Origin of the sequence: Microbacterium sp. S308A+, assembly GCF_049800815.1 — a bacterium.
Taxonomy (GTDB): Bacteria; Actinomycetota; Actinomycetes; order Actinomycetales; family Microbacteriaceae; genus Microbacterium.
On record NZ_JBNAFT010000001.1, the window covers coordinates 150,545 to 175,823 of the forward strand.

Sequence of the window (25,279 nt, forward strand, 5' to 3'; positions counted from 1 at the left end):
GATGGGTTTCCTGGATTACGCACCCGCTCCGGAGGCACGGAGCATCCTGAGCCTGCGCGACGAGTACGGCCTCTTCATCGACGGCGATTTCGTCGAGGGACGCGGAGCATCCTTCGCGACGATCTCGCCGGCCGACGAGTCGCACCTCGCCACGATCGCGAACGCCTCCGACGAGGATGTGGACGCGGCGGTCGCCGCCGCACGCCGAGCACACACCAAGGTCTGGTCGAAGATGTCGGGCCGCGATCGGGGGAAGTACCTGTTCCGCATCGCGCGTCTCGTCCAAGAGCGCGCGCGCGAGTTCGCCGTCGCGGAGAGTCTCGACAACGGTAAGCCGATCAAGGAGAGCCGCGACGTGGACGTGCCTCTGGTCGCCGCATGGTTCTTCTATTACGCGGGCTGGGCCGACAAGCTGGAGTACGCCGGAGCGGGCCCCGCCCCCCGTCCCTACGGCGTCGCCGCCCAGGTGATCCCCTGGAACTTCCCGCTCCTGATGCTCGCGTGGAAGATCGCCCCGGCGCTCGCCGCAGGCAACACCGTCGTGCTGAAGCCTGCCGAGACCACACCGCTGACGGCGCTGATCTTCGCCGAGATCCTGCAGCAGGCCGATCTGCCCGCCGGCGTCGTGAACATCGTCACCGGCGCAGGCGCCGCCGGTGCGGCGCTGGTCCGACACCCCGATGTCGACAAGGTCGCCTTCACCGGCTCGACCGGTGTCGGTCGCGAGATCGCGCGGACGGTCGCCGGCACCGGCAAAGGCCTCACGCTGGAGCTGGGCGGCAAGGCGGCGAACATCGTGTTCGACGACGCCCCGATCGATCAGGCGGTCGAGGGGATCGTCAACGGCATCTTCTTCAACCAGGGGCATGTCTGCTGCGCCGGGAGCCGTCTGCTCGTCCAGGAGTCCATCCACGACGAGGTGATCGACCGGCTCAAGAGCCGGCTGTCGACCTTGCGGTTGGGAGACCCTCTCGACAAGAACACCGACATCGGCGCGATCAACTCCGCCGAGCAGCTGGCGCGCATCCGCGAGCTCAGCCGGGTGGGGGAGGACGAGGGAGCCGAGCGCTGGACCGCAGACTGCGTGATCCCGGAGAAGGGCTTCTGGTTCGCGCCCACGATCTTCACCGGTGTCGAGGCGTCGCACCGGATAGCTCGTGAGGAGGTGTTCGGTCCGGTCCTCTCGGTGCTGACCTTCCGGACGCCTGCGGAGGCGATCGCGAAGGCCAACAACACGCCCTACGGTCTCTCGGCCGGGATCTGGAGCGACAAGGGGTCGCGGATCCTCGCGGTGGCTGACCGTCTTCGTGCCGGGGTGATCTGGGCCAACACGTTCAACCGATTCGACCCGTCCAGCCCGTTCGGCGGCTACAAGGAGTCCGGATACGGCCGCGAGGGCGGCAAGCACGGCCTCGCCGCCTATCTGAAGGGAGCCGCGGCATGAGTGCGCGCCTGACCGTCCCCAAGACCTACAAGCTGGCGATCGGCGGGGCCTTCCCGCGGAGCGAGTCGGGACGCACCTATGAGGTGCGATCCGCCAAGGGCGCGTTCCTCGCGAACGCAGCCAAGGCCTCGCGGAAGGACGCGCGAGACGCCGTCCGCGCGGCGCGCGCAGCCCAGCCCGGCTGGGCCGGCGCCACCGCCTACAACCGTGGTCAGGTGCTCTACCGCGTCGCCGAGGTGCTCGAAGGGCGCCGGGCGCAGTTCGCCGACGAGATCGCCGCGCAGCAGGGCGTCTCCGTCGCCGCCGCGGCTGCGCAGGTCGAGGAGGCGATCGATCTCTGGGTCTGGTACGCCGGGTGGTGCGACAAGTACGCGCAGGTCGCGGGCAACCTCAACCCGGTCGCCGGCGCCTACTTCAACATCTCCGCGCCGGAACCGACCGGGGTCGTCGCCGTCATCGCTCCTCAGGACTCGGCGCTGCTCGGTCTCGTCTCGGTCATCGCACCGGTGCTCGTCACGGGCAACGCTGTCGTCGTGGTGGGGAGCGAGGAGCATCCGCTGTCGGCGATCAGCCTCGCCGAGGTCCTCGCGACGAGCGACTTCCCCGGAGGCGTCGTCAACGTGCTCACCGGCTCGCCCGCGGAGCTCGCTCCTTGGCTTGCGGCGCATGCTGACGTGAACGCCCTCGATCTCGCGGGCGCTGGCGGGATCGACTGGGTGGACCTGCAGATCGCCGCCGCCGAGACCCTCACGCGCGTCCTCCCGCCCGGCGAGGTCGTCGCATCACCGCAGCGGATCGCCGCGTTCACCGAGGTCAAGACGGTCTGGCATCCGAAGAGCATGATCTGACGAGCCGGTTCCCGGAGATCTCCTGGCCTCCCGTATAGGAGTGAGATCGTGGCGATCCATCCGTGCGTCGGTGCCAGAGGTTAGGCTCGAATCCGGAACATCGGTCTCGAAGGAGGACGCGCATGGCTCGCATCGGTGAAAGCGCCGACCTCTTCAAGTGCTCCTTCTGCGGAAAGAGCCAGAAGCAGGTCCAGCAGCTCATCGCCGGCCCCGGGGTGTACATCTGCGACGAGTGCGTCGAGCTGTGCAACGAGATCATCGAAGAGCGCATGGCAGAGTCGGCCGGCGGAGCGGTGGCGGAGTTCGATCTTCCCAAGCCCCGTGAGATCTTCGCCTTCCTCGAGGAGTATGTCGTGGGGCAGGAGCCCGCGAAGAAGGCGCTCGCTGTGGCCGTCTACAACCATTACAAGAGGGTGCGTGCGCGGGGCACGCTGCAGGCGGCGGAGCAGAAGGCCGACGAGGTCGAGATCGCCAAGAGCAACATCCTCATGATCGGGCCGACCGGCTGCGGCAAGACCTACCTCGCCCAGACCCTCGCCAAGCGACTCAACGTGCCGTTCGCGGTCGCCGACGCCACGGCTCTCACCGAGGCCGGCTACGTCGGGGAGGACGTCGAGAACATCCTCCTCAAGCTCATCCAGGCCGCTGACTACGATGTCAAGCGCGCGGAGACGGGCATCATCTATATCGATGAGATCGACAAGATCGCTCGCAAGGCGGAGAACCCCTCGATCACCCGCGACGTGTCGGGCGAGGGTGTGCAGCAGGCGTTGTTGAAGATCCTTGAGGGCACTGTCGCCTCGGTGCCGCCCCAGGGCGGCCGCAAGCATCCGCACCAGGAGTTCCTGCAGATCGACACGACGAACGTGCTGTTCATCGTCGCGGGCGCCTTCGCCGGCCTGGAGGACATCGTCTCTGCTCGCGTCGGCAAGCACGGGGTGGGCTTCGGCGCGCCGTTGCACGACAAGGGCAAGGATCTCGACCTTTTCGGCGAGGTGCTCCCCGAGGATCTGCACAAGTTCGGCCTGATCCCCGAGTTCATCGGTCGTCTCCCTGTCGTGGCGTCGGTCTCTCCTCTCGATCAGGACGCGTTGATCGACATCCTCACCGGGCCGCGGAACGCGCTGGTCAAGCAATATGAGCGGATGTTCCAGCTCGACGGCGTCGAGCTGGAGTTCGAGGAGGACGCGTTGCGCTCGATCGCGGACCTCGCGGTCGAGCGCAAGACGGGCGCGCGAGGGCTGCGTGCGATCCTCGAGGACGTGCTCGGACCGATCATGTTCGAGATCCCGTCCGCCGACGACGTCGCGAAGGTCATCGTCACTAAGGCAGCGGTGGACGAAGGGGCACCGCCGACGGTCGTCCTCGCCCGCAAGCGCAAGAGCGCCTGACTCGAACATGGGAGTGCCCCGTGGTCGTTGCGCCGTCCTGCGCTGAACGCCGTCGGACGGCGCCGATCAACGCATGACGGGCAGGATCAGGTCGGTCCGCAGTTCTTCGACCGCGGTCGTCCGAGGATCAGACACGTAGACCTCGATCCAGACCCCCGCCGGACGTCGTCCTTGGACGGCAGCGGCGGCGAACAGTTCCGCCCACGCAGCGCCGAGCCCGTCGTAGGAGCCGATCACGGTACGCGCGAGGGCCGGTCCGCTGGGGAGCTCGGCCGGCTCCACCGCGACATCGCCGACCGCGATCGGGGCGGTGAGCGGGGTCTCGATCGGGAAGGCGACATCGAGGTCGAACACCTCTTGGGGGTCGCCGCGGAAGATCGCCACGGCGGGTCCGGAGGGTGCTACCGCGCCGTTGCCGATCGTCTGTCCGAGTGCGGCATAGGAAGGGTCGAAGACGGTTCCGAGGTCTGCAAGATGCAGGCTGTGGTACCGCACTGCGGCGAGCGGGACGGGGGCGAGGTCGAGCGGATCGGCGGCGCCGAACGGCTCCTCGGAAAAGACGGACATCGGTTCTCCTCCCGTTCTCTCGGCGAGCCTCGCCGGCGGAGCCCAGCATAGACGGCGGCGGTCTCACCCGCGATGTCAGACGTCGCTCAGACCACGGCGCTTCAAGAGCGGGCCGATCTCCGGGTCGTGTCCGCGGAAGTCGCGGTAGGCGTCGCGGGGGTCCTTCGCGCCGCCTACTCGCAGCAGGCGTTCACGGAAGCGGTCGCCGTTCGCGCGAGTGAGCCCGCCGTTCTCCCGGAACCACTCGACCGTGTCGGCGTCGAGCACCTCGCTCCAGATGTAGGAGTAGTAGCCTGCGCTGTAGCCGCCCGCGAAGACGTGGGCGAAGGCGGGTGCGGAGTATCGGGTCGGCACCGCGGGATCGTCCAGTCCGATGTCCGCGAGCGCTGTGGCCTCGAAAGCCTGCACGTCATCGATCTCGCCTCCCGGTGCGACGGAGTGCAGGGCCTGGTCGAGCCATGCCGCCGCGAGATACTCGCTCGTGAGGAAACCCTGGTTGAACGCCTCGGCCTCCCTCAACCGATCGATGACGTCGGCGGGCAGGGGAACGTCCGTCTCGTGGTGTCGTGCGTAGGCGGTCAGGACCTCTGGCCAGAGGAGCCACATCTCGTTCACCTGGCTGGGGAACTCCACGAAGTCCCGGAACACCCTCGTGCCGGCGAAGTGCGGATAGGTCACGGTGGCGAACAATCCGTGCAGGGCGTGACCGAACTCGTGGAAGAGGGTGGTGACCTCGTCGAGCGTGAGGAGCGTCGGTTCGCCCTCGCCGGGCCGGGCGACATTGAGGTTGTTGACGACGACAGGTGATGTTCCCCGGACCCGGGACTGCTCGACGAGCGCGTTCATCCACGCGCCGCCGCGTTTGCTGTCGCGAGTGTAGAGGTCGAGGACGTACAGGCCGAGCGGCGCACCGTCCTCCTCGAACACCTCGAACGCGCGAGCGTCGGGGTGGTAGAGCGGGAGGTCTCGCCGCTCCGCGAAGGTGATCCCGTAGAGACGGGTCGCCGCGGTGAACACACCGTTCCACAGCACCCGCTCTGCCTCGAACCAGGGGCGCAGTGCCGTGGTGTCGATGTCGTACCGCGTCGTGCGCAGCCTCTCCGTGTAGAAGGCCCAGTCGTGTGCCTCCAGGACGAAGGGCTCCGGCTCGGTCTCCTCGATGACGGCTTGTCGCTCTGCTCGCTCGGTCGCTGCGTTGGCCGCTGCCGGTGCGGCGAGCTGCCGGAGCATGCGCTCGACGGCCTCGGGCGTGCCCGCTGTCTCATCGGCGGTGACGGCGGCGGCATGCGAGGCGAAACCGAGCAGCCCCGCTCGTTCCGCGCGCAGGGCGACGATCTCGGCGACGATGGCGCGGTTGTCGTTGGCGTTCCCGCGTGCGCCCCGAGCGCGGGAGGCCTCCATGATGCGCCGCCGGCTCGCCCGATCGCGGAGGACGGCGAGATAGGGGTGGCCGGTGAACAGCGGAAGAGCGATCAGGTGTTTCCCTTGGAGTCCCCGGTCGGAGGCGGCGCGGGATGTCGCCGAGAGCTCGCCCTCCGACAACCCGTCAAGTTGCGTGGCGTCGTCGAACACGACCGCGAGGTCGTTGGTGTCGGCGAGGAGGTTCTTCTCGAAGGTCGTGCTCAAGGTGGAGAGACGCTGGTTGAGCTCTGTCAGGTGTGCCTTGGCGGCATCGTCGAGTGCCGCGCCGGCAAGCGTCATCTCCCGATGCCATCGGGCAAGCAGATAGCGCTGCTCCGGGTCGAGGCCCAGATTGTCTCGGTGCGTGGCGAGCAGGGAGATCCGTGCGTAGAGGGCGCTGTCGAGAGCGATCGCGTCCTGGTGCGCGGACATGAGCGGGGCGAGCTCCTCCTCGACATCCTGGATCTCTGGTGTCGCATCCGCGGAGCTCACGGTGTAGAAGGCGGCGGACACGCGTTCGAGAAGAGAGCCGCTGCGCTCGAGCGCCTCCATCGTGTTGGTGAACGTGGGCGGATCGTCCTGGGCGCCGATCGCGTGCACCTCATCGCGCTGTGCGGCGAAGGCGGCGCGGAACGCCGGAAGATAGTGCGACGGACGGATCGCGGCATAGTCGGGAAGACCGTAGGGGAGCGGCGACGGGGCGAGGAGCGGGTTCGCATCGGCGGTCATCCCCTGAGCCTACGTCTGTGGCGATGGACGCGCGCCGTCAGATGTGAGGGTCGCCATCACCCGGCCGAGCGCCTCGGCGACCAGGCGTACGGAGCGTCGGCGGAGGTTCTCCGGGCGGGCGAGGACGTCGATCATGCGGTTGGTGCTCACCCCGCGGAGCGGACGGCGGACGACCCCGGTCACATCGGCGCCGACCGACGTATAGCGGGGGAGCATGCCGACCACGCCGCCGGCCGCGATGACCGACGCGGCGACGCCGTAGTCGTTGATGCGATGCACGATCTCGATCGGCCGGTTGGTGACGGCGGAGATGGCGCGCAGGACGTCGTCCGGGGAGTATCCGGCGCGGCTCGTGACCCATCTCTCCCTGACGATCTCGTCGGGGGAGAGCCCCTCCTTCGCGGCGAGCGGATGCGAGGGCGGGAGGGCGACGTCGAGCGGCTCGGTGGCGAGCGGCACCGAGCGCACGCCGTTGCGAGGCCAGGGAGCGCTGTGCTCCATGCGATGGGCGAGGACGAGGTCGTATCTCGACGTGAGCCCGGGGAAGTCCGACTGCGCGACGTCCTCGTCCGTGAAGCGGACGACCGGGATGTCCTCGCCGTGGCCGAGCTCGCGCACCAGCGGTCCGAACAGCGCCTGGGCTGCACTGTGAAAGCCGCTGACCGTGACCACACCCGTCGACGAGGCCTCGAACTCATCGACCGCCGTGCGCGCGGCGGCCATGGCGTCGATCGCTGTCGCCGCGGCGTCGGCGAGGACCACTCCGGCGGGGGTGAGCGCCAGCGACCGTCCTTCCTTCCGGGTCAGCGGCGTGCGGATGCCCCGTTGCAGGGCGGCGAGCTGTTGGGACACCGCGGATGGCGTGACGTGCAGGACCTCGGCGACGGCGGTCACGCTGCCCAGTGCGCCGAGCTCGCGGAGGATCTGCAGTTGGAGGAGTTGCATGCGGCTATCCAACCATGAAGCAACTCTGAAGGGTCATTCCAGAAAGCAGCTCTTGATCTACACGGTTGGGAGGAGTCTGATCTAAGCATGAAGGCTTTGTACAAAGCGGGCCCGCAGGCGGGCCTCGCGCTCGTCGAGCGCCCTGATCCGGTCGCGGGGCCTGACGAGGTCGTCATCCGCGTTCTGCGCACCGGCATCTGCGGCACCGACCTGCACATCCTCCGCTGGGACGAATGGGCGGACTCCGAGGTGGGGTCGCCGCTGATCCCGGGCCATGAGTTCTACGGCGAGGTGGTCGAGGTCGGACCGCTCGTGCACGACGTCGCTGTCGGCGATCGCGTGTCGGGAGAGGGGCACATCGTCTGCGGCATGTGTCGCAACTGCCGTGCCGGACGACGTCAGATGTGCATCCGCACCGTCGGGCTCGGGCTGCACCGCGATGGCGCGTTCGCGGAGTACCTCTCGCTCCCAGCCGCCAACGTCTGGGTACACCATCCCGATGTCGAGCCGGAGCTCGGGGCGATCTTCGATCCGCTTGGCAACGCCGTTCATACGGCCCTCGCCTTCCCCCTCGTCGGCGAGGACGTGCTCGTGACCGGATGCGGGCCCATCGGGCTGATGGCCATCGCCGTCGCCAGGCACGCGGGCGCGCGGTTCATCACGGCGACCGATGTGAGCGCTCCGCGCCTGGAGCTCGCGCGGACCATGGGGGCGGACCAGGTGGTCGACGTGTCCACGCAGGACGTGCGGGACGCCCAGCGGGCGCTCGGGATGAAGGAGGGATTCGACGTCGGGTTCGAGATGAGCGGCGCGGCCTCCGCCCTTCCCGCGATGATCGAGAACATGAACCATGGAGGCAGGATCGCGATGCTCGGACTCCCCAGCGCCCCTTTCGGCGTGGACTGGGGCAAGATCGTCACCCACATGCTGACCATCAAGGGGATCTACGGGCGCGAGATGTTCGAGACCTGGAACGCGATGGGCGCCATGTTGCAGACGAGCTCGACTCTGCGCGCCGCGATCTCGCGCATCATCGCCGACGTGATCCCGGCGCGGGACTGGGCGCAGGGCTTCGCAGCAGCGGCGGCTGCGGGGACGGGCAAGATCGTCCTCGACTGGACCCGGCTGTAAGAAGAGAAAATCCTGCACGAGCGGAGGAGAGACAGATGTACGGAGCATTCCAGGATCACCTGGCCGCGGAACTGGCAGGTATCGATGAGGCAGGCCTCACCAAGCGCGAGCGTGGCATCCGCGGGCCGCAGAGGGCGGAGATCGTCGCCGATGGCGCAGAGGTGCTGAACTTCTGCGCCAACAACTACCTCGGTCTCGCCGACGACCCTCGGATCCTCGAGGCGGCGAAGGAAGCGCTTGACGAATGGGGGTACGGCCTCGCGAGCGTGCGCTTCATCTGTGGCACTCAGGATCAGCACCTGGAGCTCGAGCGTCGGCTGGCGGGGTTCCTCGGCACGGACGACGCCATCCTCTACTCGTCCTGCTTCGATGCGAACGGCGGGGTCTTCGAGACGCTCTTCTCGGCCGAGGACGCGATCATCTCGGACGAGCTCAATCACGCGTCGATCATCGACGGGATCCGGCTGTCCAAGGCACGTCGGCTGCGCTACAAGAACCGCGACATGTCGGCCCTGGAGGCGCAGCTGCGTGCGGCGGGCGACGCCCGCTTCCGCGTGGTCGTGACGGACGGCGTCTTCTCGATGGACGGTTACATCGCGCCGCTCTCGGAGATCTGCGACCTTGCCGAGCGCCACGACGCGCTGGTCCTCGTCGATGACTCGCACGCGGTCGGGTTCATCGGAGAGCACGGTCGCGGCACGCCGGAGCTGTGCGGCGTCGAAGGGCGCGTCGACATCTACACGGGAACGTTCGGCAAGGCTCTGGGCGGCGCGTCGGGCGGATATGTGGCCGCACACCGGGACATCGTCGCGCTGCTGCGCCAGCGGTCCCGGCCGTATCTGTTCTCGAACACGCTCGCCCCGTCCATCGTCGCAGGGACGCTCGCTGCCCTCGATCTGGTGGAGGGCTCGGGCGCCCTTCGGGCGCGGCTGGCAGAGAATGCCGCGCTGTTCCGACAGCGGATGGAGGAGGAGGGCTTCGAGCTCCTTCCCGGGGAGCACCCCATCGTCCCGGTGATGTTCGGCGACGCGGCGCTCACCGCACGGATCGCGACGGAGATGCAACGTCAGGGCGTGTACGTCACGGCGTTCAGCTTCCCTGTCGTCCCTCGCGACCTCGCCCGGATCCGCGTGCAGCTCTCGGCCGCGCACACGGCCGAGCAGGTCGAGCGCTGCGTCGCGGCCTTCGTCGCGGCCAGGGCGGCTGTGGCCTGAGCGGGGCAGCGGTCCCGCTTCTCGTCCGCCGAGCGTCAGTCCTGGAACGGGCGGACGACGACCTCTCCGGAGGCGTTCCGCAGGACCTCCCACCCGGCGTCGAGCTCGGCCAGCGGCCGTCCCTCGAGCCAGGTGAGGGTCCAATGCCCCCCGAGCCCCTTGGCCTCGACCTCGGCGATGGCGGGGCGGAGAGCGGCGGGGACGGAGGCGGGCGGCTCGGAGCCCGCGGCCCAACGGGTGCCCAGCTGCATCATGCCCCCTCGGTCGCGGCGGGCTCGCTCGGCGCCAGTTCGATCGCGGTCACGAGCAGCTGCTCGGCCTCGACGAACCCGAGGTCGGCGATGCGGCCGACTGCGCGCAGGTCGTCCGCCGCGGCGCGCAGCGCCTCGACCTTCGCGGCGGGCGCGGCGATCGTCGCCGATGACACCGGGGTCTTCTGAGAGGCCTTGGCCTCGGTCTTCGCCCGGCGGATCCCGATCAGCGCCTCGCTGGCCGTGGCGAGGATCGCGGGGTCGCCGCCGGAGGCAAGAGGCTCCGGCCACGCGGCCGTGTGCACCGATCCCTCCTCGTACCAGGACCACGCCTCCTCGGTCGCGAACGACACGACCGGAGCGAGCAGCCGCAGCAGGGTGGAGAGCGCGAGGCGCAGCGAGAGCGCGGCCGAGGCCTGCCCGACGTTCGTCCGGTCATAGGCCCGTTCCTTGACGAGCTCCAGATAGTCGTCGCAGAACGTCCAGAAGAACGCCTCCGTGACCTCCAGAGCGCGGGCCTGGTCGTAGCTCTCGAAGGCCTTCGTGGCCTCGCGCACCACATCGTCGAGTGCCGCGAGCATCGAGGCGTCCAGCGCGTGGGTGACGCGGGCCCCCTCCGGCACGGGGAACGAGAGCACGAACTTCGCGGCGTTGAGGATCTTGATCGCCAGGCGGCGTCCGATCTTCACCGGCGTCGGGTTCTGCGGGTCGAAGGCGGCGTCCATGCCGAGGCGGCTTGAGGCCGCCCAATAGCGGACCGCGTCGGAGCCGTGCTTGTCGAGGATGTCGGCGGGGGTGACCACGTTGCCCTTCGACTTGGACATCTTCTTGCGGTCGGGGTCGACGATGAAGCCGGAGATCGCCGCGTTCGCCCAGGGAGAGCGGTCGTCCTCGAGCGTCGAGCGGAGCATCGTCGAGAAGAGCCAGGTGCGGATGATGTCCTGCCCCTGCGGTCGCAGGTCGAAGGGCGCGACGACCCGCCACAGCTCCTCGTCGCGCTGCCAGCCGCCTGCCAGCTGCGGTGTGAGCGACGACGTCGCCCAGGTGTCGAGGATGTCCTGCTCCGCATCGAAGCCGCCGGGGATCCCGCGCTGCTCGGCGGTGAACCCGGCCGGCACATCGACGGTGGGATCGATCGGAAGCGACGCCGTGTCCGGCACGATCACGCGGGCGTAGTCGCGCTCGCCGTCCTCGTCCAGTCCATACCAGAGCGGGATCGGGACGCCGAAGAACCGCTGACGGGACACGAGCCAGTCGCCGGTGAGGCCGCCGACCCAGTTCTCGTACCGCACGCGCATGAAGTCCGGGTGCCAGGAGAGCTCCTGCCCGTGCGCGATCAGCTTCTCGCGGAGGTCCGCGTCACGCGCGCTGTTGCGGATGTACCACTGCCGCGTCGAGACGATCTCCAGGGGGCGGTCGCCCTTCTCGAAGAACTTCACGGCGTGGGAGAAGGGCTTCGACACGGAGATCAGCTCGCCGGACTCCTCGAGGAGCTCGATCATGCGCTTGCGGGCGCTGAACACGGTCTTCCCCGCGAGCTCGGCGTATGCCGCCTTCGCCGTCTCGGTCGTCAGCGCCTCCGGCGCCCCGGCGAGTACGCGCCCGTCGTGCCCGAGGATCGTGCGGTTGGGGAGGTCGAGCTCGCGCCACCAGACGATGTCGGTGACGTCGCCGAAGGTGCAGACCATCGCGATTCCCGAGCCCTTGTCGGGCTGCGCGAGATGGTGCGCGAGCACCGGGACCTCGACGCCGAACACCGGTGTGCGCACGGTCGTGCCGAAAACGGCCTTATAGCGCTCGTCCTCAGGGTGCGCGACGAGCGCAACGCAGGCCGCGAGCAGCTCGGGGCGCGTGGTCTCGATCTCGATGTCTCCGGAGCCGTCGGTGCGGTGGAAGGCCAGACGGTGGAAGGATGCCTGCTGATCGCGGTCCTCGAGCTCGGCCTGGGCGATCGCTGAGCGGAAATCGATGTCCCACAGCGTCGGCGCCAGGGACTGGTACGCCTCGCCGCGCTCCAGGTTGCGCAGGAAGGCGAGCTGGCTCTGTCGGATGGTCTCGTCCGAGATGGTGCGATAGGTCTGGGTCCAGTCGACGCTCAGGCCGAGCTGACGGAACAGATGCTCGAAGTGCTTCTCATCCTCGACCGTGAGCCGCTCGCACAGCTCGATGAAGTTCCGACGACTGATCGGGATCTGGTCGGCGGCGCGACTGGACTTGTTGTCGCCGCCCTCGAACGGCGGCGTGAAGTCGGGGTCGTAGGGGAGCGAGGGGTCGCAGCGCACGCCGAAGTAGTTCTGCACCCGGCGCTCGGTCGGCAGGCCGTTGTCGTCCCAGCCCATCGGATAGAAGACCTTCTTGCCGCGCATCCGCTCGAAACGGGCCTTCACGTCGGTGTGCGTGTACGAGAAGACGTGGCCGATGTGCAGGCTGCCCGACGCCGTCGGCGGTGGGGTGTCGATCGAGTAGACGCCGTCGCGACCGGCGGCCGCGGCGCCGGCGCGGTCGAACAGGAACGTGCCCTGCGCGCTCCACCGCTCTCCCCACTTGTCCTCGAGACCTTCGAGGGCGGGCTTGTCGGGGATCGGGTTCTGCGACGGCTCGGACATGAGGTCTCCTTGAGCGATGTATGCGGCACCGTGTGAGCGTGCCTGAGTATGGGTTCGGGCCAGTCTAGCCGTCTCCTCGGGCACCGGCTTCCGGCGCGCTCCCTGTCGAGGTCTAGATCGACCGCGTCTAAGAACGACCGATACGATGGAAGCCCGTCCCGATCTCCGAGGTCTCTCATGCCCGTTCTCTCTGTGCGCCGGCTCCTCGCCGCTGCCGCGCTCGCCTCCGCTGCCGCGCTCGCTCTCAGCTCCTGTGCTCCCGGTCCCGCCCAGGGCAGAGACGACCTGGTCTGGGGTGTGGACGGAAGCCTGCTCTCCTCCGGTCATATGGACCCGCAAGTCAGTCAGCTGGACATCTCCGCCGCCGTGCAGCGGTCGGTGCTCGACTCCCTCGTGTTCCAGAACGCCGACGGCAGCCTCGTCCCCTGGCTCGCCAAGAGCTGGAGCGTGAACGACGACAGCACGGCGTACACGTTCGAGCTCCGTGACGACGTGACCTTCCACGACGGGACGCCTTTCGACGCCGAGGCGGTGAAGGCGAACTTCTCGCGCATCATGGACCCCGCCACCGCCTCGACGCAGGCGGCGAGCATGCTCGGCGGCGAGCTCTATGCCGGCACCGATGTCGCGGGCCCGCACACGGTGGTCGTGCGCTTCTCCCAGCCCTATGCTCCCTTCCTGCAGGCCGCGAGCACGGCGCAGCTGGGCTTCTACTCGCCGAAGGTCCTCCGCGACCGCGCCGACGAGCTGAAGGCCGGCGGGCCGGGCGTCACGGTGGGGACAGGGCCGTACAGGATGACCGAGTACACGCCCGACCAGGAGATCGTCTACTCGCGTAATCCCGACTACGCCTGGGCGCCGGAGGGCCAGAAGACTCCGAAGGCGGAGACGCTCCGGGTGCGGATCCTCCCCGAGGCCTCCGTGCGCGCCGGGGTCGTGACCTCGGGAGAGGCCGACCTCGTCAGTCAGATCCCGCCGAACCTCGTGGCCGAGGTGAAGGGTGCGGCGACCGTGGAGACACGGGAGGAGCCAGGACTGCCGTACTCGCTCCTGCTCAACGAGAAGCACGGGGTTTTCGCAGATCAGAGGGTGCGTGAGGCGTTCTCGCGTGCCGTCGACGTGGAGGCCGCGGTCGAGAAGATCTTCTTCGGGCAGTTCCCACGGGCATGGAGCATCCTCGGGCCGACGACGCCGGGATACGACGCGTCGCTCGAAGGGACGTGGTCGTTCGACCGGAAGCGTGCCGACGCGCTGCTCGACGAGGCAGGCTGGACCCAGCGTGACGCCGATGGAATCCGTACGAAGGACGGCAAGCGCCTGTCTGCGCGGTGGATCGCATGGACGCCGGTGCCCGACGACCGCGCCGCGCTCGCGAACGCGATCCAGTCCGACCTCAAGGCTGTCGGATTCGAGGTGGTGCGCGAAGTGCTGGAGCCCGGGGCCTACAACGCGCAGTACGCGCCGAGGACCTTCGACCTGACCGACTGGAGCTTCTCCGGCGTCGACCCCGACCTGCTGCGCAGCCACCTGTCCACGGACGGCTTCCAGAACGCCTCGCAGGTCAGCGACCCGCAGCTCGACGCTCTTCTCGCGCAGGGCGTGGCCACGACCGACACCGCTGCGCGCACCGCCGTGTATGAGAAGCTCCAGCGGTGGAACGCGCAGCACGTCGCGATCGTGCCGCTCTACGTTCCCTCCGCCATCACGGCAGTCGGGCCTCGGGTGGCGGATCTGAGCTTCGACCTCTACGGGCGGCCGCTCTTCTTCGGCGTCTCAGTGAAGTGAGCCGGCGCGTCCTCGGCGAGGACCGGCCAGGCAGGGCCACGGAGGGAAGATGAGGACCGTGCGGCTCATCGGAGGCATGATCGCGTCCGTGGTCATCGTGCTGTGGGGAGCGGCGACCCTGTCGTTCCTCGCCTTCCGGGTCCTGCCGGGCGATCCGGTGAGCGTGATGCTCGGACCGCAGGCGCAGGTCGGCGAGGCGGTCAAGGAGCGGATCAGGGCCGATCTCGGACTCGACCGTCCGCTGCTCGACCAGTATCTCGGCTACCTCGGCGGGCTCCTGCGCGGCGATCTCGGCACCTCGTACCAGCTTCGTCTTCCGGTCTCCGAGGTCATCGGGCGGCAGCTGGGAGCCTCCCTGCAGCTGACGGCGCTCGCACTGGTCCTCGCGCTCGTCCTCGCCATGACCGGGGCTGTGCTTGCCCGAGGGCGAGCTGCGCGCGGGGCGATCGCCGCGCTCGAGCTGATCGTGCTCTCCTCGCCCGTGTTCTGGATCGGGCTCCTGTTGCTGGGCGTGTTCGCCTTCGGGCTCGGCTGGTTCCCGGTCTCCGGATCTCGCGATCCGATGTCGCTCGTGCTTCCCGCCGTGACTCTCGCGCTGCCGGTCGCGGCGATCCTGGGCCAGGTGCTCCGCGAGGGGGTCGAGGCCGCGGAGCGGCAGCCGTTCGCCCTGACCGTGCGAGCGCGCGGCGCGGGGCATGCCCGGCTCACCCTGCGGCACACCCTCCGCCATGGCGCGGGGGGCGCGATGACTCTCGCCGCATATTTCGTGGGCTCGCTTCTCGGCGGAGCAGTCCTGGTCGAGACCGTCTTCGCCCGGCCGGGTCTCGGACGAGTCACCCTCGCCGCGATCACCGACCGTGACCTCCCCGTCGTCGCGGGCGTGATCCTGCTGAGCGCGCTCGTGTTCGTCATCGTGAGCACGGCGGCCGAGCTTCTCGCGCCGATCGTCGATCCCCGGCTCCGCGCCGGCTCCGGTCTTCGCGTCAGACTCACGCGTGCGGAGGGAAGGCGATGACTGCGACGTGGCGGCGCGGACGGGGAGCGTTGATCGCGCTCGCCGCGACCGTGCTGTCGGTCATGGTCCTGGCGGCGCTGTTCCCGGATGTTCTCGCTGTGGCGGATCCGCTGCAGACCGATGTCCGCCAGGCGCTCCTCCCTCCGAGCACGGAACACTGGTTCGGGACTGATCAATCCGGGCGCGATGTCTACGCCAGAGTGGTGCACGGAGCGGGACGGTCGCTCGGCATCGGCGTGCTCGCGACCGGCCTCGCCCTCGTGATCGGCATGCTCCTCGGCACCGCCTCAGGCGTCGCGCCGCGCATTCTGGATGTGGCGACGATGCGCGCCAACGACGTCCTCCTGGCCTTTCCTGAGTTCCTGCTGGCCCTTGTCGCCGTGGCTCTCCTCGGCCCAGGGGCGGTGAACGTCGCGGTCGGCGTCACGCTCGCCGCGATCCCCGTCTACGTGCGGCTCGCGCGGACGCAGACGCAGGCGCTGCGCGGTTCTGAGCATGTCGAGGCCGCACGGATCCTCGGAGTCCCGCCGGTGCGCGCCTTCGTGCGTCACGTCGCGCCCGGAGTCTTCGGCTCCCTCAGCGTCCTCGCGACGATCGGCCTCGGGACGAGCATCCTCGCTGCAGCCGGTCTCAGCTTCCTCGGCCTCGGGCCGGCGGAGCCCTCGCCGGAATGGGGGCTTATGCTCGCCGGTGGCCGGAACGTCCTCGGGCAAGCGTGGTGGATCTCGTTCTTCCCCGGGCTCGCGATCACCGCGACCGTTCTCGCCTCGTCCTACCTCGGCCGGGTCCTCCGAGCGCGGGCGGAGGGGAGGAGCGCATGAACGCCGTCGCCGAGGGACAGGTCGCAGCACGCCTGCGGGTGCAGGGGCTGTCGGTGCGGATCGCGGGGCGGCTCGTGGTCGACGACGTCTCGTTCGCCGTCGGGCCCGGTCACTGCCTCGCCCTTCTCGGCGAGTCCGGCGCTGGCAAGTCGCTCACGGCCCGCGCGCTTCTCGGACTCCTTCCGGACGGGGCAGAGAGCGATGCGGAGGTTCTCGACATCGACGGCGTCGACGCCAGCCAGCTCGGCGATCGGACGTGGCGAGCGCTGCGAGGCGCGCGCATCGCCCTCGTGTCGCAGGACGCGCTGGTCTCGCTCGACCCCTTGCGCAGGGTCGGCGCCGAAGTCGCCGAGCCTCTGGAGATCCATCGGCGGGGGAGCGGCCTGTCCCGTGGAGCGCGATCGGAGCGGGTGCGCGCGCTCCTCGCGGCCGTCGCCGTCCCCGACCCGGCGCGTCGTGCGCGGCAGTATCCGCACGAGCTGTCGGGCGGATTACGACAGCGGGCGCTGATCGCCTCCGCTCTGGCGGCATCACCGGCCGTCCTCGTCGCCGATGAGCCGACGACCGCGCTCGACGCCACCGTGCAGGCCCGCGTGCTCGACCTGTTGCGGCAGATCGCAGACCGGGGTACGGCGGTCGTCCTTGTGAGTCACGACATCGGGGCGGTGCGCCGGATCGCAGACGACGTCGTCGTGATGAAGGACGGTGCCGTGGTCGAGCGCGGGACGGCGGAACAGGTCCTCACCGCGCCGGCAGAGGACTATACGAAGGAGCTGGTGCAGGCAGGAGTCCTCGCGCCGCGGGCGGGGAAAGCCGTCGCCGACGGGATCCTCCTACGGGCGGCCGGGGTCGGCAAGAGCTTCGATCGGCCGGTGCTGCAGAACGTCTCGTTCGTCCTCCGTCGCGGCACGACGCTCGGCGTCGTCGGAGAGTCCGGGTCGGGGAAGACGACCCTCGCGCGCATTCTCGTCGGTGTGGAACGCGCGGATGCGGGGCGGCTTGAACGGTCAGGACCTGTGCCACGGGTGCAGCTGGTACCGCAGAACTCGCTCGGCGCCTTCGACCCGCGATGGAGCATCGGACGATCCTTGCGTGAGGCGCTGGAGGCCGGCGGCGTTCGGCGACCTCTGCGTGCGGATCGTGTCGCCGCTCTGCTCGCAGAGGTCGGCCTGGACCCAGAGCTCGCGGGACGCCGTCCGATCCAGCTCTCGGGAGGACAGCGACAGCGCGCCGCGATCGCACGGGCGCTCGCCGCGGATCCCGAGGTGCTCGTGCTGGATGAGCCGGTCTCCGCGCTCGACGCGACGGTCCGTGCGCGGATCCTGGGCCTCCTCGACCGGCTCCAGCGAGACCGTGGGCTCACGATGGTGCTGATTTCTCATGATCTCGATGTCGTCGCGGCCGTCGCCGACGACGTCCTCGTGCTCCGCGACGGGGCCGTCGTCGAGCAGGGGCGTGTGGCGGAGATCTTCTCCGCCCCCCGGCATCCTTTCACCCGTGCGCTCATCGAGGCGGGTGTCGGCGCGGGGCGCAGGCGGAGCTCAGTCGCGGACGTCGATCCCGGTCGCGGCGGCCAGGACGCCGGCGAGCAGCTCGATCTGCCGTGAGCTCATCGTCGTTCCCTTGAGGCTCAGCACGTCGAGATAGGAGAGCGCATCGAGACCGCGCAGGTCGACATCCGTAGCGCGGAGGCCGCGCACGTCGACCTCGTCGGCACGGCAGCCGGTGAAACGCACGCGCGAGAGCATGGCGAGCGGCATGTCGAGGGCACGGATCGTCGAGTCAGCGACATCGGCGTCCTCGACACGGGCGCCGCCGAAGGTGAGGTAGTCGATCCGCACGTCGCGGATCTCCAGTTCGCCGATCCGCGCGTCGGTGAGGTCGAGCGTGCCGATACGCCCTCCCTCGATCCGTACCCGGCGGAGCGAGGCGTCGCGAAGCACGAGGGCCGGGGCTTGCGGTTCCCGGACGCTCACGTCCATGAGGGTGGCACCGGCGAGGTCGGCGTGATCGGCGGCGCCGTGCAGGACGCACTGCTCGAAACGCGCGTGCGCGAGGTCGCCGTCGGCGAGCGCGATGCGCTGGCCGACGTGGTCCCCGTGACGCATCCCGAGGACGTCTTCGAGGTCGTGGGGGAGATCGGGCGGAGAGACACGTGGCGGGCGGGGCTTCTCGACGGAGCGGACCATGCCCCGACCATACGCGGGACCGCGGACGCCGCATTCGTTCGAGATGCGGTGGGGAGAACGGACGGTCGTGCGAATCCGTGGCCTGCACGGGGACAGGGGCGGGTCTTGCCGTATGCGCCTGACGTGCGCGCGCGGGGAAGCGCGTAGAATGGCGCGAACAGGCGTCGATCCGGCCATCACCGAGGAGCCTTCGGAAGAACGGCGGGGTGACCCGTCCAGTAGAACCGAACGGGGCAGGCCCGTCACAGCCGCAGTGAGAGTGGCGCCGGACACCCGGCGCACGCGGGGTGGTACCGCGGCTCGCAGAGTCGTCCTCGCAGCATCCCGCCCGCCACCGACCACTGCGAGAGACGATGACCTACCCTCGGCCTTCGACGAATCCCGGCGCCGCCTTCGGGCCCGCCGCTGTCACGCCCAGCCCGCGTTTCCCGGAGATCGAGCGCGAGGTGCTCGATTTCTGGAAGTCGGACGACACGTTCCGTGCGTCGATCGCTCAGCGCGAGGGCGCGGACGAGTGGGTGTTCTATGACGGCCCGCCGTTCGCGAACGGCCTCCCGCACTACGGTCATCTCCTCACCGGCTACGCCAAGGACCTCTTCCCGCGCTTCCAGACCATGCGTGGCAAGAGAGTCGACCGCGTCTTCGGCTGGGACACGCACGGTCTGCCCGCCGAGCTTGAGGCGATGAAGCAGCTCGGGATCACCGAGAAGAGCGAGATCGAGGAGATGGGCATCGACGTCTTCAACGCGAAGGCGCGGGGCTCGGTTCTCGCCTACACGAGGGAATGGGAGGACTACGTCACCCGCCAGGCGCGGTGGGTCGACTTCGAGCGTGGCTACAAGACGCTCGACCTCGGGTATATGGAGAGCGTGCTCTGGGCGTTCAAGACGCTGTACGACAAGGGGCTCGCCTACGAGGGGTACCGCGTGCTCCCATACTGCTGGCGCGACGAGACGCCGCTGTCGGCGCACGAGCTCCGGATGGACGACGACGTCTACCAGACACGGCAGGATCCCTCGGTGACGGTGACGTTCCCGCTCACCGGTGCGAAGGCGGAGGCGCTGGGGCTCACCGGCGTCAGGGCGCTCGCCTGGACCACCACACCGTGGACGCTGCCGACCAACGCCGCGCTCGCCGTCGGCCCGGAGATCGCGTACGCCGTCCTGCCGTCCGGTCCGGCGGGAGCCGCCGACGTGCACGCGACGGACGCCGACGACGCGGTGGTGGAGTCCTCCGCGCATCGATACCTGCTCGCGCGGGATCTCATCGGGGGCTATGCAAAGGACCTCGGCTACGCCTCTGCCGAGGAGGCGCTCGCCGCGGTCGAACGGGTCCTCCCCGGCACCGAGCTCGCGGACGTCGCCTACGATCGCCTCTTCGACTACTACGCCGACACGGAGACGTGGGGCACGCGGAACGCATGGCGGATCCTCGTCGACGACTACGTGACCACGACCGACGGCACCGGCATCGTGCACCAGGCCCCTGCCTACGGCGAGGACGACCAGCGCGTCGCGGGCGCGGCGGGGATCCCGACCATCCTGTCCCTCGACGACGGCGGACGCTTCCTCCCGCAGGTGACCGACGTCGCCGGCATGCTGTGGATGGACGCGAACACTCCGCTCGTCCGCCTCATTCGCACGGCGGGGCGCCTGCTCCGCCTGCAGAGCTACGAGCACTCCTACCCGCACTGCTGGAGGTGTAGGAACCCTCTCATCTACAAGGCGGTTTCGAGCTGGTTCATCCGGGTGACGGACATCAAGGACCGCATGCTCGCGAACAACGAGCAGATCACCTGGGTGCCCGAGAACGTCAAGCACGGGCAGTTCGGCAAGTGGCTGGAAGGAGCTCGCGACTGGTCGATCAGCCGCAACCGCTACTGGGGTTCGCCGATCCCGATCTGGAAGAGCGACGACCCGGAGCACCCGCGCGTCGACGCCTACGGCTCGCTGGAGGAGCTGGAGCGTGATTTCGGCGTGCTCCCTCGCAATCCGGACGGCGAGATCGACCTGCACCGTCCGTACATCGACGACCTGACCCGTCCGAACCCGGACGACCCGACGGGCAAGAGCACCATGCGGCGCATCGAGGACGTCTTCGATGTCTGGTTCGACTCGGGTTCGATGCCCTACGCCCAGGTGCACTACCCGTTCGAGAACCGGGAGTGGTTCGACGCCCACGCCCCGGCGGACTTCATCGTCGAGTACATCGGGCAGACGCGCGGCTGGTTCTACGTCATGCACGTCCTCTCCACGGCGCTCTTCGGCCGCCCGGCGTTCACCGGGGTGAGCTGCCACGGCATCGTGCTGGGCTCCGACGGCTACAAGATGTCCAAGTCGCTGCGGAACTACCCGGACGTGTCCGAGGTCTTCGACCGCGACGGATCCGATGCGATGCGCTGGTTCCTCATGTCCAGTGCCGTGCTCCGTGGCGGCAACCTCTCCGTCACGGAGGAGGGTATCCGTGCCGGAGTACGCGAGTTCATCCTGCCGCTCTGGAACTCCTGGTACTTCTTCGCGACGTATGCGAACGCCGCCGGCGGGCCGGACGGCGAGGGCTACGAAGCGAAGTGGCGGACGGATTCGGCCGACGTGCTCGATCGATACATCCTCGCCCGTACGGGGGACCTCGTTCGTGACGTCCAGGCCGACCTGGAGGGGCTGGACTCGACGACCGCGGCCGGGCGCCTGCGCGACTTCGCCGAGGTGCTGACCAACTGGTACATCCGTCGTTCCCGCGATCGCTTCTGGGCGGGGGTGACGGAGGATATCGCGAGCCGGGAGGCGTTCGACACGCTCTACACCGTGCTCGAGACGCTCTGCCGTGTCGCGGCGCCCCTCGTCCCGCTGATCGGCGAGCGGGTCTGGCAGGGACTGACCGGCGGACGCAGCGTGCATCTGCAGGACTGGCCGGACGCCGCGCTCTTCCCACGCGCCGATGAGGTGCGCGACGCGATGGACGCGGTGCGTGAGCTCTCCAGCGTCGGGAACGCGCTGCGTAAGAAGGAGAGGCTCAGGGTGCGGCTGCCCCTCGCACGGCTGACCGTCGTCTCGCCGGACGCCGAGACGCTCGCACCGTTCGAGGACATCCTGCGTGAGGAGCTGAACGTCAAGGAGGTCGAGCTCGTCACGCAGTCGGAGGCCACGGCGGCGGAGTACGGCATCAGCCATCGCCTGAGCGTCAACGCGCGTGCCGCCGGTCCACGTCTCGGGAAAGAGGTGCAGAAGGTGATCCACGCCGCGCGCTCCGGCGAATGGGGCACGCAGGGCGGCGTGGTCACGGCCGGCGGCATCGCGTTGGAGCCCGCCGAGTACGAGCTCGTCCTGGAGACAACCGGGCGTCCTGACGGCGAGGCGCTCGCGGTCGTCCCGACCGGCGGATTCGTGCTCCTCGACACCGCCACGACGCCGGAGCTCGAGGCCGAGGGGCTCGCACGCGACGTCATCCGCGCTGTGCAGGAGACCCGGAAGAACGCAGGCTTCGACGTGAGTGACCGGATCCGTCTCCAGCTGCGCTTCGACGATGACGACGACGCGCGGGCGGTGCGGCTGGCCTTCGAGGTCGCTGGAGTCGCCGAGGAGACGCTCGCGGTCGAGCACGCCGTGCTCGGGGTCGGGCAGGGGCTAGCCGCTGCCGAGCACACTGCGCAGATCCCGCAGGGCACCTATGCCAACCGCGGCGCGTTCGCGGTGGCCGTGAGCCGGATCGGGGGCACGTCGTGAACGATGACAGGGAGCGCGCGGACGCCGTGTACTCCGCGCTGCTGGAGAGGGCGGGCGAACGCTGGGTCCAGCCGCGCAAGGAGCGCACCGCGCGACTGCTCGAGCTGCTCGACGACCCGCAGAAGACGTATCGGGTCGTACACCTCACCGGGACCAACGGCAAGACGTCGACCGCGCGGATGATCGAGAGCCTGGTTCGTGCGCACGGACTGCGCACCGGCCTTTTCACCAGCCCGCACCTTGAGCGTTTCACCGAGCGGATCATGATCGACGGGGCGCCGATCGAGGATGCCGCCGTCGCGGACGCCTGGGAAGAGATCGAGCCCTTCGTCGGGATCGTCGACGCCGAGCTCGAGGGGGCAGGGGATGCGCCGTTGACCTTCTTCGAGCTCCTCACGGTGCTCGCGTTCGTCGCCGCCTCCGACGCCCCCGTCGACGTGCTCGTGCTGGAGGTCGGCATGGGCGGGGCCTGGGACTCGACGAACACGGCCGACGGCGACGTCGCGGTGTTCACGCCGATCGCCCTGGACCACGCAGACCGCCTCGGCGACACGATCGAGAAGATCGCAGGCGTCAAGGCCGGGATCGTCAAGGACGGAGCCTTCGTCGTCTCCTCCCGGCAGACCGCCGAGGCGGAGGAGGTGTTGCGCCGTGCGGCGAGCGAGCACGGCGCGACGATCGCCTTCGAGGGAGACGAGTTCGCGCTGGTCGAGCATCGGCTTGCCGTCGGCGGACAGCAGGTCACCGTCCGCGGGCTCGCGGGGGAGTACCGGGAGGGGTATCTTCCGCTTTACGGCGCTCACCAGGGACTCAACGCCGCGCTCGCGATCGCCGCCGTCGAGGCGCTGATCGGCGGCGGGGAGCGGCCGATCAGCGACGACGTCCTCGCGGACGGGCTTCACGGTGCGACCTCGCCCGGGCGGCTCCAGCTCCTGGGCGTCGCCCCGACCGTCGTCGTGGACGCGGCGCACAATCCGCACGGCGCGAACGCCCTCGCCCTTGCCCTGGCCGAGAGCTTCGACTTCGACGAGTGGGGAATCGTCCTGGGCGTCCTCTCCGACAAGGACGCCGCAGGCATCGTCGCGGCCCTTGCCCCGTCGGCCGCTCGCGTCTTCGCGACCGCCCCGGAGTCGGAGCGGGCTTCCGACGCGGATGCGCTGGCCGACCTCGTCGAGGCCACAGGCACGCGGGTGACCGTGCATCCGTCGCTCGCTGACGCCGCGGACGCCGCACGTGAGTGGGCCGCGTCAGCGGAAGGTCGTGCGGTGGCGATCGCCGGATCCGTCGTGCTCGCCGGGGAGGCGATCGCGCTGGCCGCGGAAGAGGACTGGAAGAGCGGGTGGCACGCATGAGCGCGGATCCTTCCCCGGTCCGGCGTCCGCGGGGTCTCGCGGAGAAGCTCGGTTCGATCGTGCTCGGCTTCGAGGCGATCGTGGTCGCGCTCGGCGGGTTGACGATCTATGGTCTTCGGGTGCTTCCCGAGGACGTCGAGCCGTGGTGGGCGATCGTCGGAGGCGGCGTGGTCGCCGTGACGATGATCGTCACGGCGGGGCTGCTGGCGAAGCGGGCCGGTGTCGTGCTGGGATGGGTCCTGCAGGCCATCGTGCTCGCTTCGGCCTTTCTGGTGCCCGCGATGCTGGTGATCGCGCTCATCTTCGGCGGGATGTGGGCCTATGCGATGATCGTCGGCGGACGTGCGGACCGCGCGGCCGCGCATCGGCCCTCCGGCCACGAGCCCCTGCAACCCTGACAGAAACATCGCGCGCACCGCGCGCAGACAGAGAGTGAGAGACATGCCCACCGAAGAGACCCTCGTCCTCGTCAAGCCCGATGGCGTCGCCCGCGGCCTGACCGGCGCCATCCTCGCCCGGATCGAGGCCAAGGGCTATGCCCTCGTGGACATCCGTCTCGTCGAGCCCGATCGTGAGGTCCTCGCCCGGCACTACGCGGAGCACGAGGGCAAGCCGTTCTACGAGCCGCTGTTGGAGTTCATGATGTCAGGACCGAGTGTCGCGATCCGTCTCGCCGGCAATCGTGTCATCGAGGGGTTCCGCTCGCTGGCCGGGACCACCGACCCGACCGTGGCCGCGCCCGGCACGATCCGCGGCGACTTCGGCCGTGACTGGGGGCTCGCGGTGCAGCAGAACCTGGTGCACGGTTCGGACAGCCCCGAGTCCGCGGCGCGCGAGCTCGGCATCTGGTTCGGCTGAGCACGGCGATCCGACACCATCGAGCGGCGACCTGGAGCGATCCGGGTCGCCGTCTTTCTCGTCTCGGCAGAGGCGCTCTCGGCTGAGGGCGCCGTATCCGGGCCGCGCGAAGGCGGACGAGGGTCAGCCGAGGACACCGCCGAAGAGCTCACCGAGGACGTCCAGGCCGGTGAACTGGGCGAGCGCGATGATCAGCGCGTACGCGAGGACCGACGCGAGCGGAATCCAGACCACGAGGCGCCCCGCTCGTTCCTGGCCCTTCTCGGACACGGGAAACGTTCCGTTCCGGAAGAGCTGCAGGATCGTCGCCAGGAAGGTCGGGATCGTGACCGCCCAGGTGAGCATGCACCACGGGCAGAGCGTGCGGATCTCGTAGAGGCTCTGCGAGATCAGCCAGCAGATGAAGGCGAAGGCGAAGGAGATCCCGAGGCCGAACAGACCCCAGAACCATCGCGGGAATCGAGCACCGGCGAGAAGGGCGACGCCGACGACGAGCGGCGCCATCCAGCCGGTGAGGCCGATGACGGGGTTGGGGAAGCCGAAGACCGATCCCTGCCACGAGTCGAGGTTCGCGCCGCACTGCACAAGGACGCTGAAGTTGCAGCTGAGGGCCGCATCAGGGTTCTGCAGCTGGGTGATCTTGTCCAGGGTGAGCTGGAACGCCGCCCACCACCCGACGACGCTGGCGACGATCAGCCAGATGGCGAAGCCGACGGGGCGGGTGTGCTGCGCGGTCATGGAGAGGATTATCGCAGGCGTTCGCTATGCGCACGGTGGGGCGTCGTCGAAGGGGCTGAAGGGCGTCGCGAAGCCCGACAATCGCGTCGGATGCCACGATGCGCGGATCGAGGTGCGATAATGGCACGGATGTCCTGCGCAGCCTGCGCCGTCGCCGGCATCGTTTGCAGACTTCGGAGGCCCAGGCCTCCACGCGATCAGAGCGTTCGCCGATCGCAGACCGAGTGAGTACGTGGCACGTGACAGTGCCGCACGAGATTTCACGGCGGTGC

At 69.2% G+C, this 25,279-nt stretch carries 20 protein-coding genes; 13 read left to right on the forward strand and 7 right to left on the reverse strand.

Annotation, left to right across the window (positions count from 1 at the left end; all coding sequences use genetic code 11):
* Window position 1: 1 nt before the first annotated feature.
* From ACP15J_RS00730 to clpX, 3 genes are all read left to right on the forward strand, one after another.
* On the forward strand, window positions 2-1,444 hold the full coding sequence (locus ACP15J_RS00730; protein ID WP_424935923.1) for an aldehyde dehydrogenase family protein: 1,443 nt from the start codon (window positions 2-4) through the stop codon (window positions 1,442-1,444).
* Window positions 1,441-2,292, forward strand: coding sequence for an aldehyde dehydrogenase family protein (locus tag ACP15J_RS00735; RefSeq protein ID WP_424935922.1), 852 nt, complete (start codon window positions 1,441-1,443; stop codon window positions 2,290-2,292). Before ACP15J_RS00730 ends, ACP15J_RS00735 begins: the two co-directional genes overlap by 4 nt.
* A 122-nt stretch (window positions 2,293-2,414) precedes the next feature.
* Complete coding sequence (gene clpX / locus ACP15J_RS00740) at window positions 2,415-3,683, forward strand: ATP-dependent Clp protease ATP-binding subunit ClpX (protein ID WP_424935921.1); 1,269 nt, start codon at window positions 2,415-2,417, stop codon at window positions 3,681-3,683.
* A 66-nt stretch (window positions 3,684-3,749) separates the two neighbouring features.
* Here the strand turns inward: clpX and ACP15J_RS00745 are convergent, their stop codons facing one another.
* The 3 genes from ACP15J_RS00745 to ACP15J_RS00755 form a co-directional block, all read right to left on the reverse strand.
* Window positions 3,750-4,250, reverse strand: a complete 501-nt coding sequence (locus ACP15J_RS00745; RefSeq protein ID WP_424935920.1) for a GyrI-like domain-containing protein — start codon at window positions 4,248-4,250, stop codon at window positions 3,750-3,752.
* A gap of 75 nt (window positions 4,251-4,325) precedes the next feature.
* Window positions 4,326-6,380, reverse strand: a complete 2,055-nt coding sequence (locus ACP15J_RS00750; RefSeq protein WP_424935919.1) for a M3 family metallopeptidase — start codon at window positions 6,378-6,380, stop codon at window positions 4,326-4,328.
* Window positions 6,381-6,389: 9 nt separating this feature from the next.
* Window positions 6,390-7,325: a LysR family transcriptional regulator gene (locus tag ACP15J_RS00755; RefSeq protein WP_424935918.1), complete on the reverse strand. Its 936-nt coding sequence runs from the start codon at window positions 7,323-7,325 to the stop codon at window positions 6,390-6,392.
* An 87-nt stretch (window positions 7,326-7,412) separates the two neighbouring features.
* Here ACP15J_RS00755 and tdh point away from each other — a divergent pair, with 87 nt between their 5' ends.
* Together tdh and ACP15J_RS00765 are read left to right on the forward strand one after the other, a co-directional pair.
* Entirely contained in the window at window positions 7,413-8,456 is a 1,044-nt protein-coding gene (gene tdh / locus ACP15J_RS00760; RefSeq protein ID WP_424935917.1) for an L-threonine 3-dehydrogenase, read from the forward strand.
* Window positions 8,457-8,491: 35 nt separating this feature from the next.
* Window positions 8,492-9,670 (forward strand): glycine C-acetyltransferase, encoded by a 1,179-nt coding sequence (locus tag ACP15J_RS00765; protein WP_424935916.1) that lies wholly within the window; start codon window positions 8,492-8,494, stop codon window positions 9,668-9,670.
* A 35-nt stretch (window positions 9,671-9,705) separates the two neighbouring features.
* Here ACP15J_RS00765 and ACP15J_RS00770 read toward each other — a convergent pair whose 3' ends face one another.
* Together ACP15J_RS00770 and valS are read right to left on the reverse strand one after the other, a co-directional pair.
* Window positions 9,706-9,921 (reverse strand): hypothetical protein, encoded by a 216-nt coding sequence (locus ACP15J_RS00770; protein WP_424980858.1) that lies wholly within the window; start codon window positions 9,919-9,921, stop codon window positions 9,706-9,708.
* Window positions 9,921-12,527 carry a valine--tRNA ligase gene (gene valS, locus ACP15J_RS00775; protein WP_424935914.1) on the reverse strand — a complete coding sequence of 869 codons (2,607 nt, stop codon included), beginning with the start codon at window positions 12,525-12,527 and terminating at the stop codon, window positions 9,921-9,923. Before valS ends, ACP15J_RS00770 begins: the two co-directional genes overlap by 1 nt.
* 177 nt (window positions 12,528-12,704) lie before the next feature.
* On the opposite strand from valS, the gene ACP15J_RS00780 reads away from it, so the two are divergent.
* From ACP15J_RS00780 to ACP15J_RS00795, 4 genes are read left to right on the forward strand one after another with little or no spacing between them, the layout of a single operon-like run.
* Entirely contained in the window at window positions 12,705-14,312 is a 1,608-nt protein-coding gene (locus ACP15J_RS00780) for an ABC transporter substrate-binding protein (RefSeq protein ID WP_424935913.1), read from the forward strand.
* 49 nt (window positions 14,313-14,361) lie between these two features.
* Window positions 14,362-15,327, forward strand: a complete 966-nt coding sequence (locus tag ACP15J_RS00785) for an ABC transporter permease (protein ID WP_424935912.1) — start codon at window positions 14,362-14,364, stop codon at window positions 15,325-15,327.
* A complete protein-coding gene (locus ACP15J_RS00790; RefSeq protein WP_424935911.1) occupies window positions 15,324-16,148 on the forward strand; it encodes an ABC transporter permease in 825 nt (274 codons plus the stop codon). The genes ACP15J_RS00785 and ACP15J_RS00790 overlap by 4 nt, the downstream gene beginning before the upstream one ends.
* Entirely contained in the window at window positions 16,145-17,755 is a 1,611-nt protein-coding gene (locus ACP15J_RS00795; protein ID WP_424935910.1) for an ATP-binding cassette domain-containing protein, read from the forward strand. Before ACP15J_RS00790 ends, ACP15J_RS00795 begins: the two co-directional genes overlap by 4 nt.
* Here the strand turns inward: ACP15J_RS00795 and ACP15J_RS00800 are convergent.
* A complete protein-coding gene (locus ACP15J_RS00800) occupies window positions 17,690-18,337 on the reverse strand; it encodes a pentapeptide repeat-containing protein (protein ID WP_424935909.1) in 648 nt (215 codons plus the stop codon). The two genes, ACP15J_RS00795 and ACP15J_RS00800, sit on opposite strands and share 66 nt — an antisense overlap.
* A 353-nt stretch (window positions 18,338-18,690) precedes the next feature.
* Here ACP15J_RS00800 and ileS point away from each other — a divergent pair, with 353 nt between their 5' ends.
* From ileS to ndk, 4 genes are read left to right on the forward strand one after another with little or no spacing between them, the layout of a single operon-like run.
* Window positions 18,691-22,059, forward strand: a complete 3,369-nt coding sequence (gene ileS / locus ACP15J_RS00805) for an isoleucine--tRNA ligase (protein WP_424935908.1) — start codon at window positions 18,691-18,693, stop codon at window positions 22,057-22,059.
* Window positions 22,056-23,411: a bifunctional folylpolyglutamate synthase/dihydrofolate synthase gene (locus ACP15J_RS00810; protein ID WP_424935907.1), complete on the forward strand. Its 1,356-nt coding sequence runs from the start codon at window positions 22,056-22,058 to the stop codon at window positions 23,409-23,411. Before ileS ends, ACP15J_RS00810 begins: the two co-directional genes overlap by 4 nt.
* On the forward strand, window positions 23,408-23,809 hold the full coding sequence (locus ACP15J_RS00815) for a DUF4233 domain-containing protein (protein ID WP_424935906.1): 402 nt from the start codon (window positions 23,408-23,410) through the stop codon (window positions 23,807-23,809). The genes ACP15J_RS00810 and ACP15J_RS00815 overlap by 4 nt, the downstream gene beginning before the upstream one ends.
* A gap of 43 nt (window positions 23,810-23,852) precedes the next feature.
* Entirely contained in the window at window positions 23,853-24,269 is a 417-nt protein-coding gene (ndk, locus tag ACP15J_RS00820) for a nucleoside-diphosphate kinase (protein WP_424935905.1), read from the forward strand.
* A gap of 123 nt (window positions 24,270-24,392) precedes the next feature.
* Here the strand turns inward: ndk and ACP15J_RS00825 are convergent, their stop codons facing one another.
* Window positions 24,393-25,007: a vitamin K epoxide reductase family protein gene (locus ACP15J_RS00825; protein WP_424935904.1), complete on the reverse strand. Its 615-nt coding sequence runs from the start codon at window positions 25,005-25,007 to the stop codon at window positions 24,393-24,395.
* Window positions 25,008-25,279: the final 272 nt, after the last annotated feature.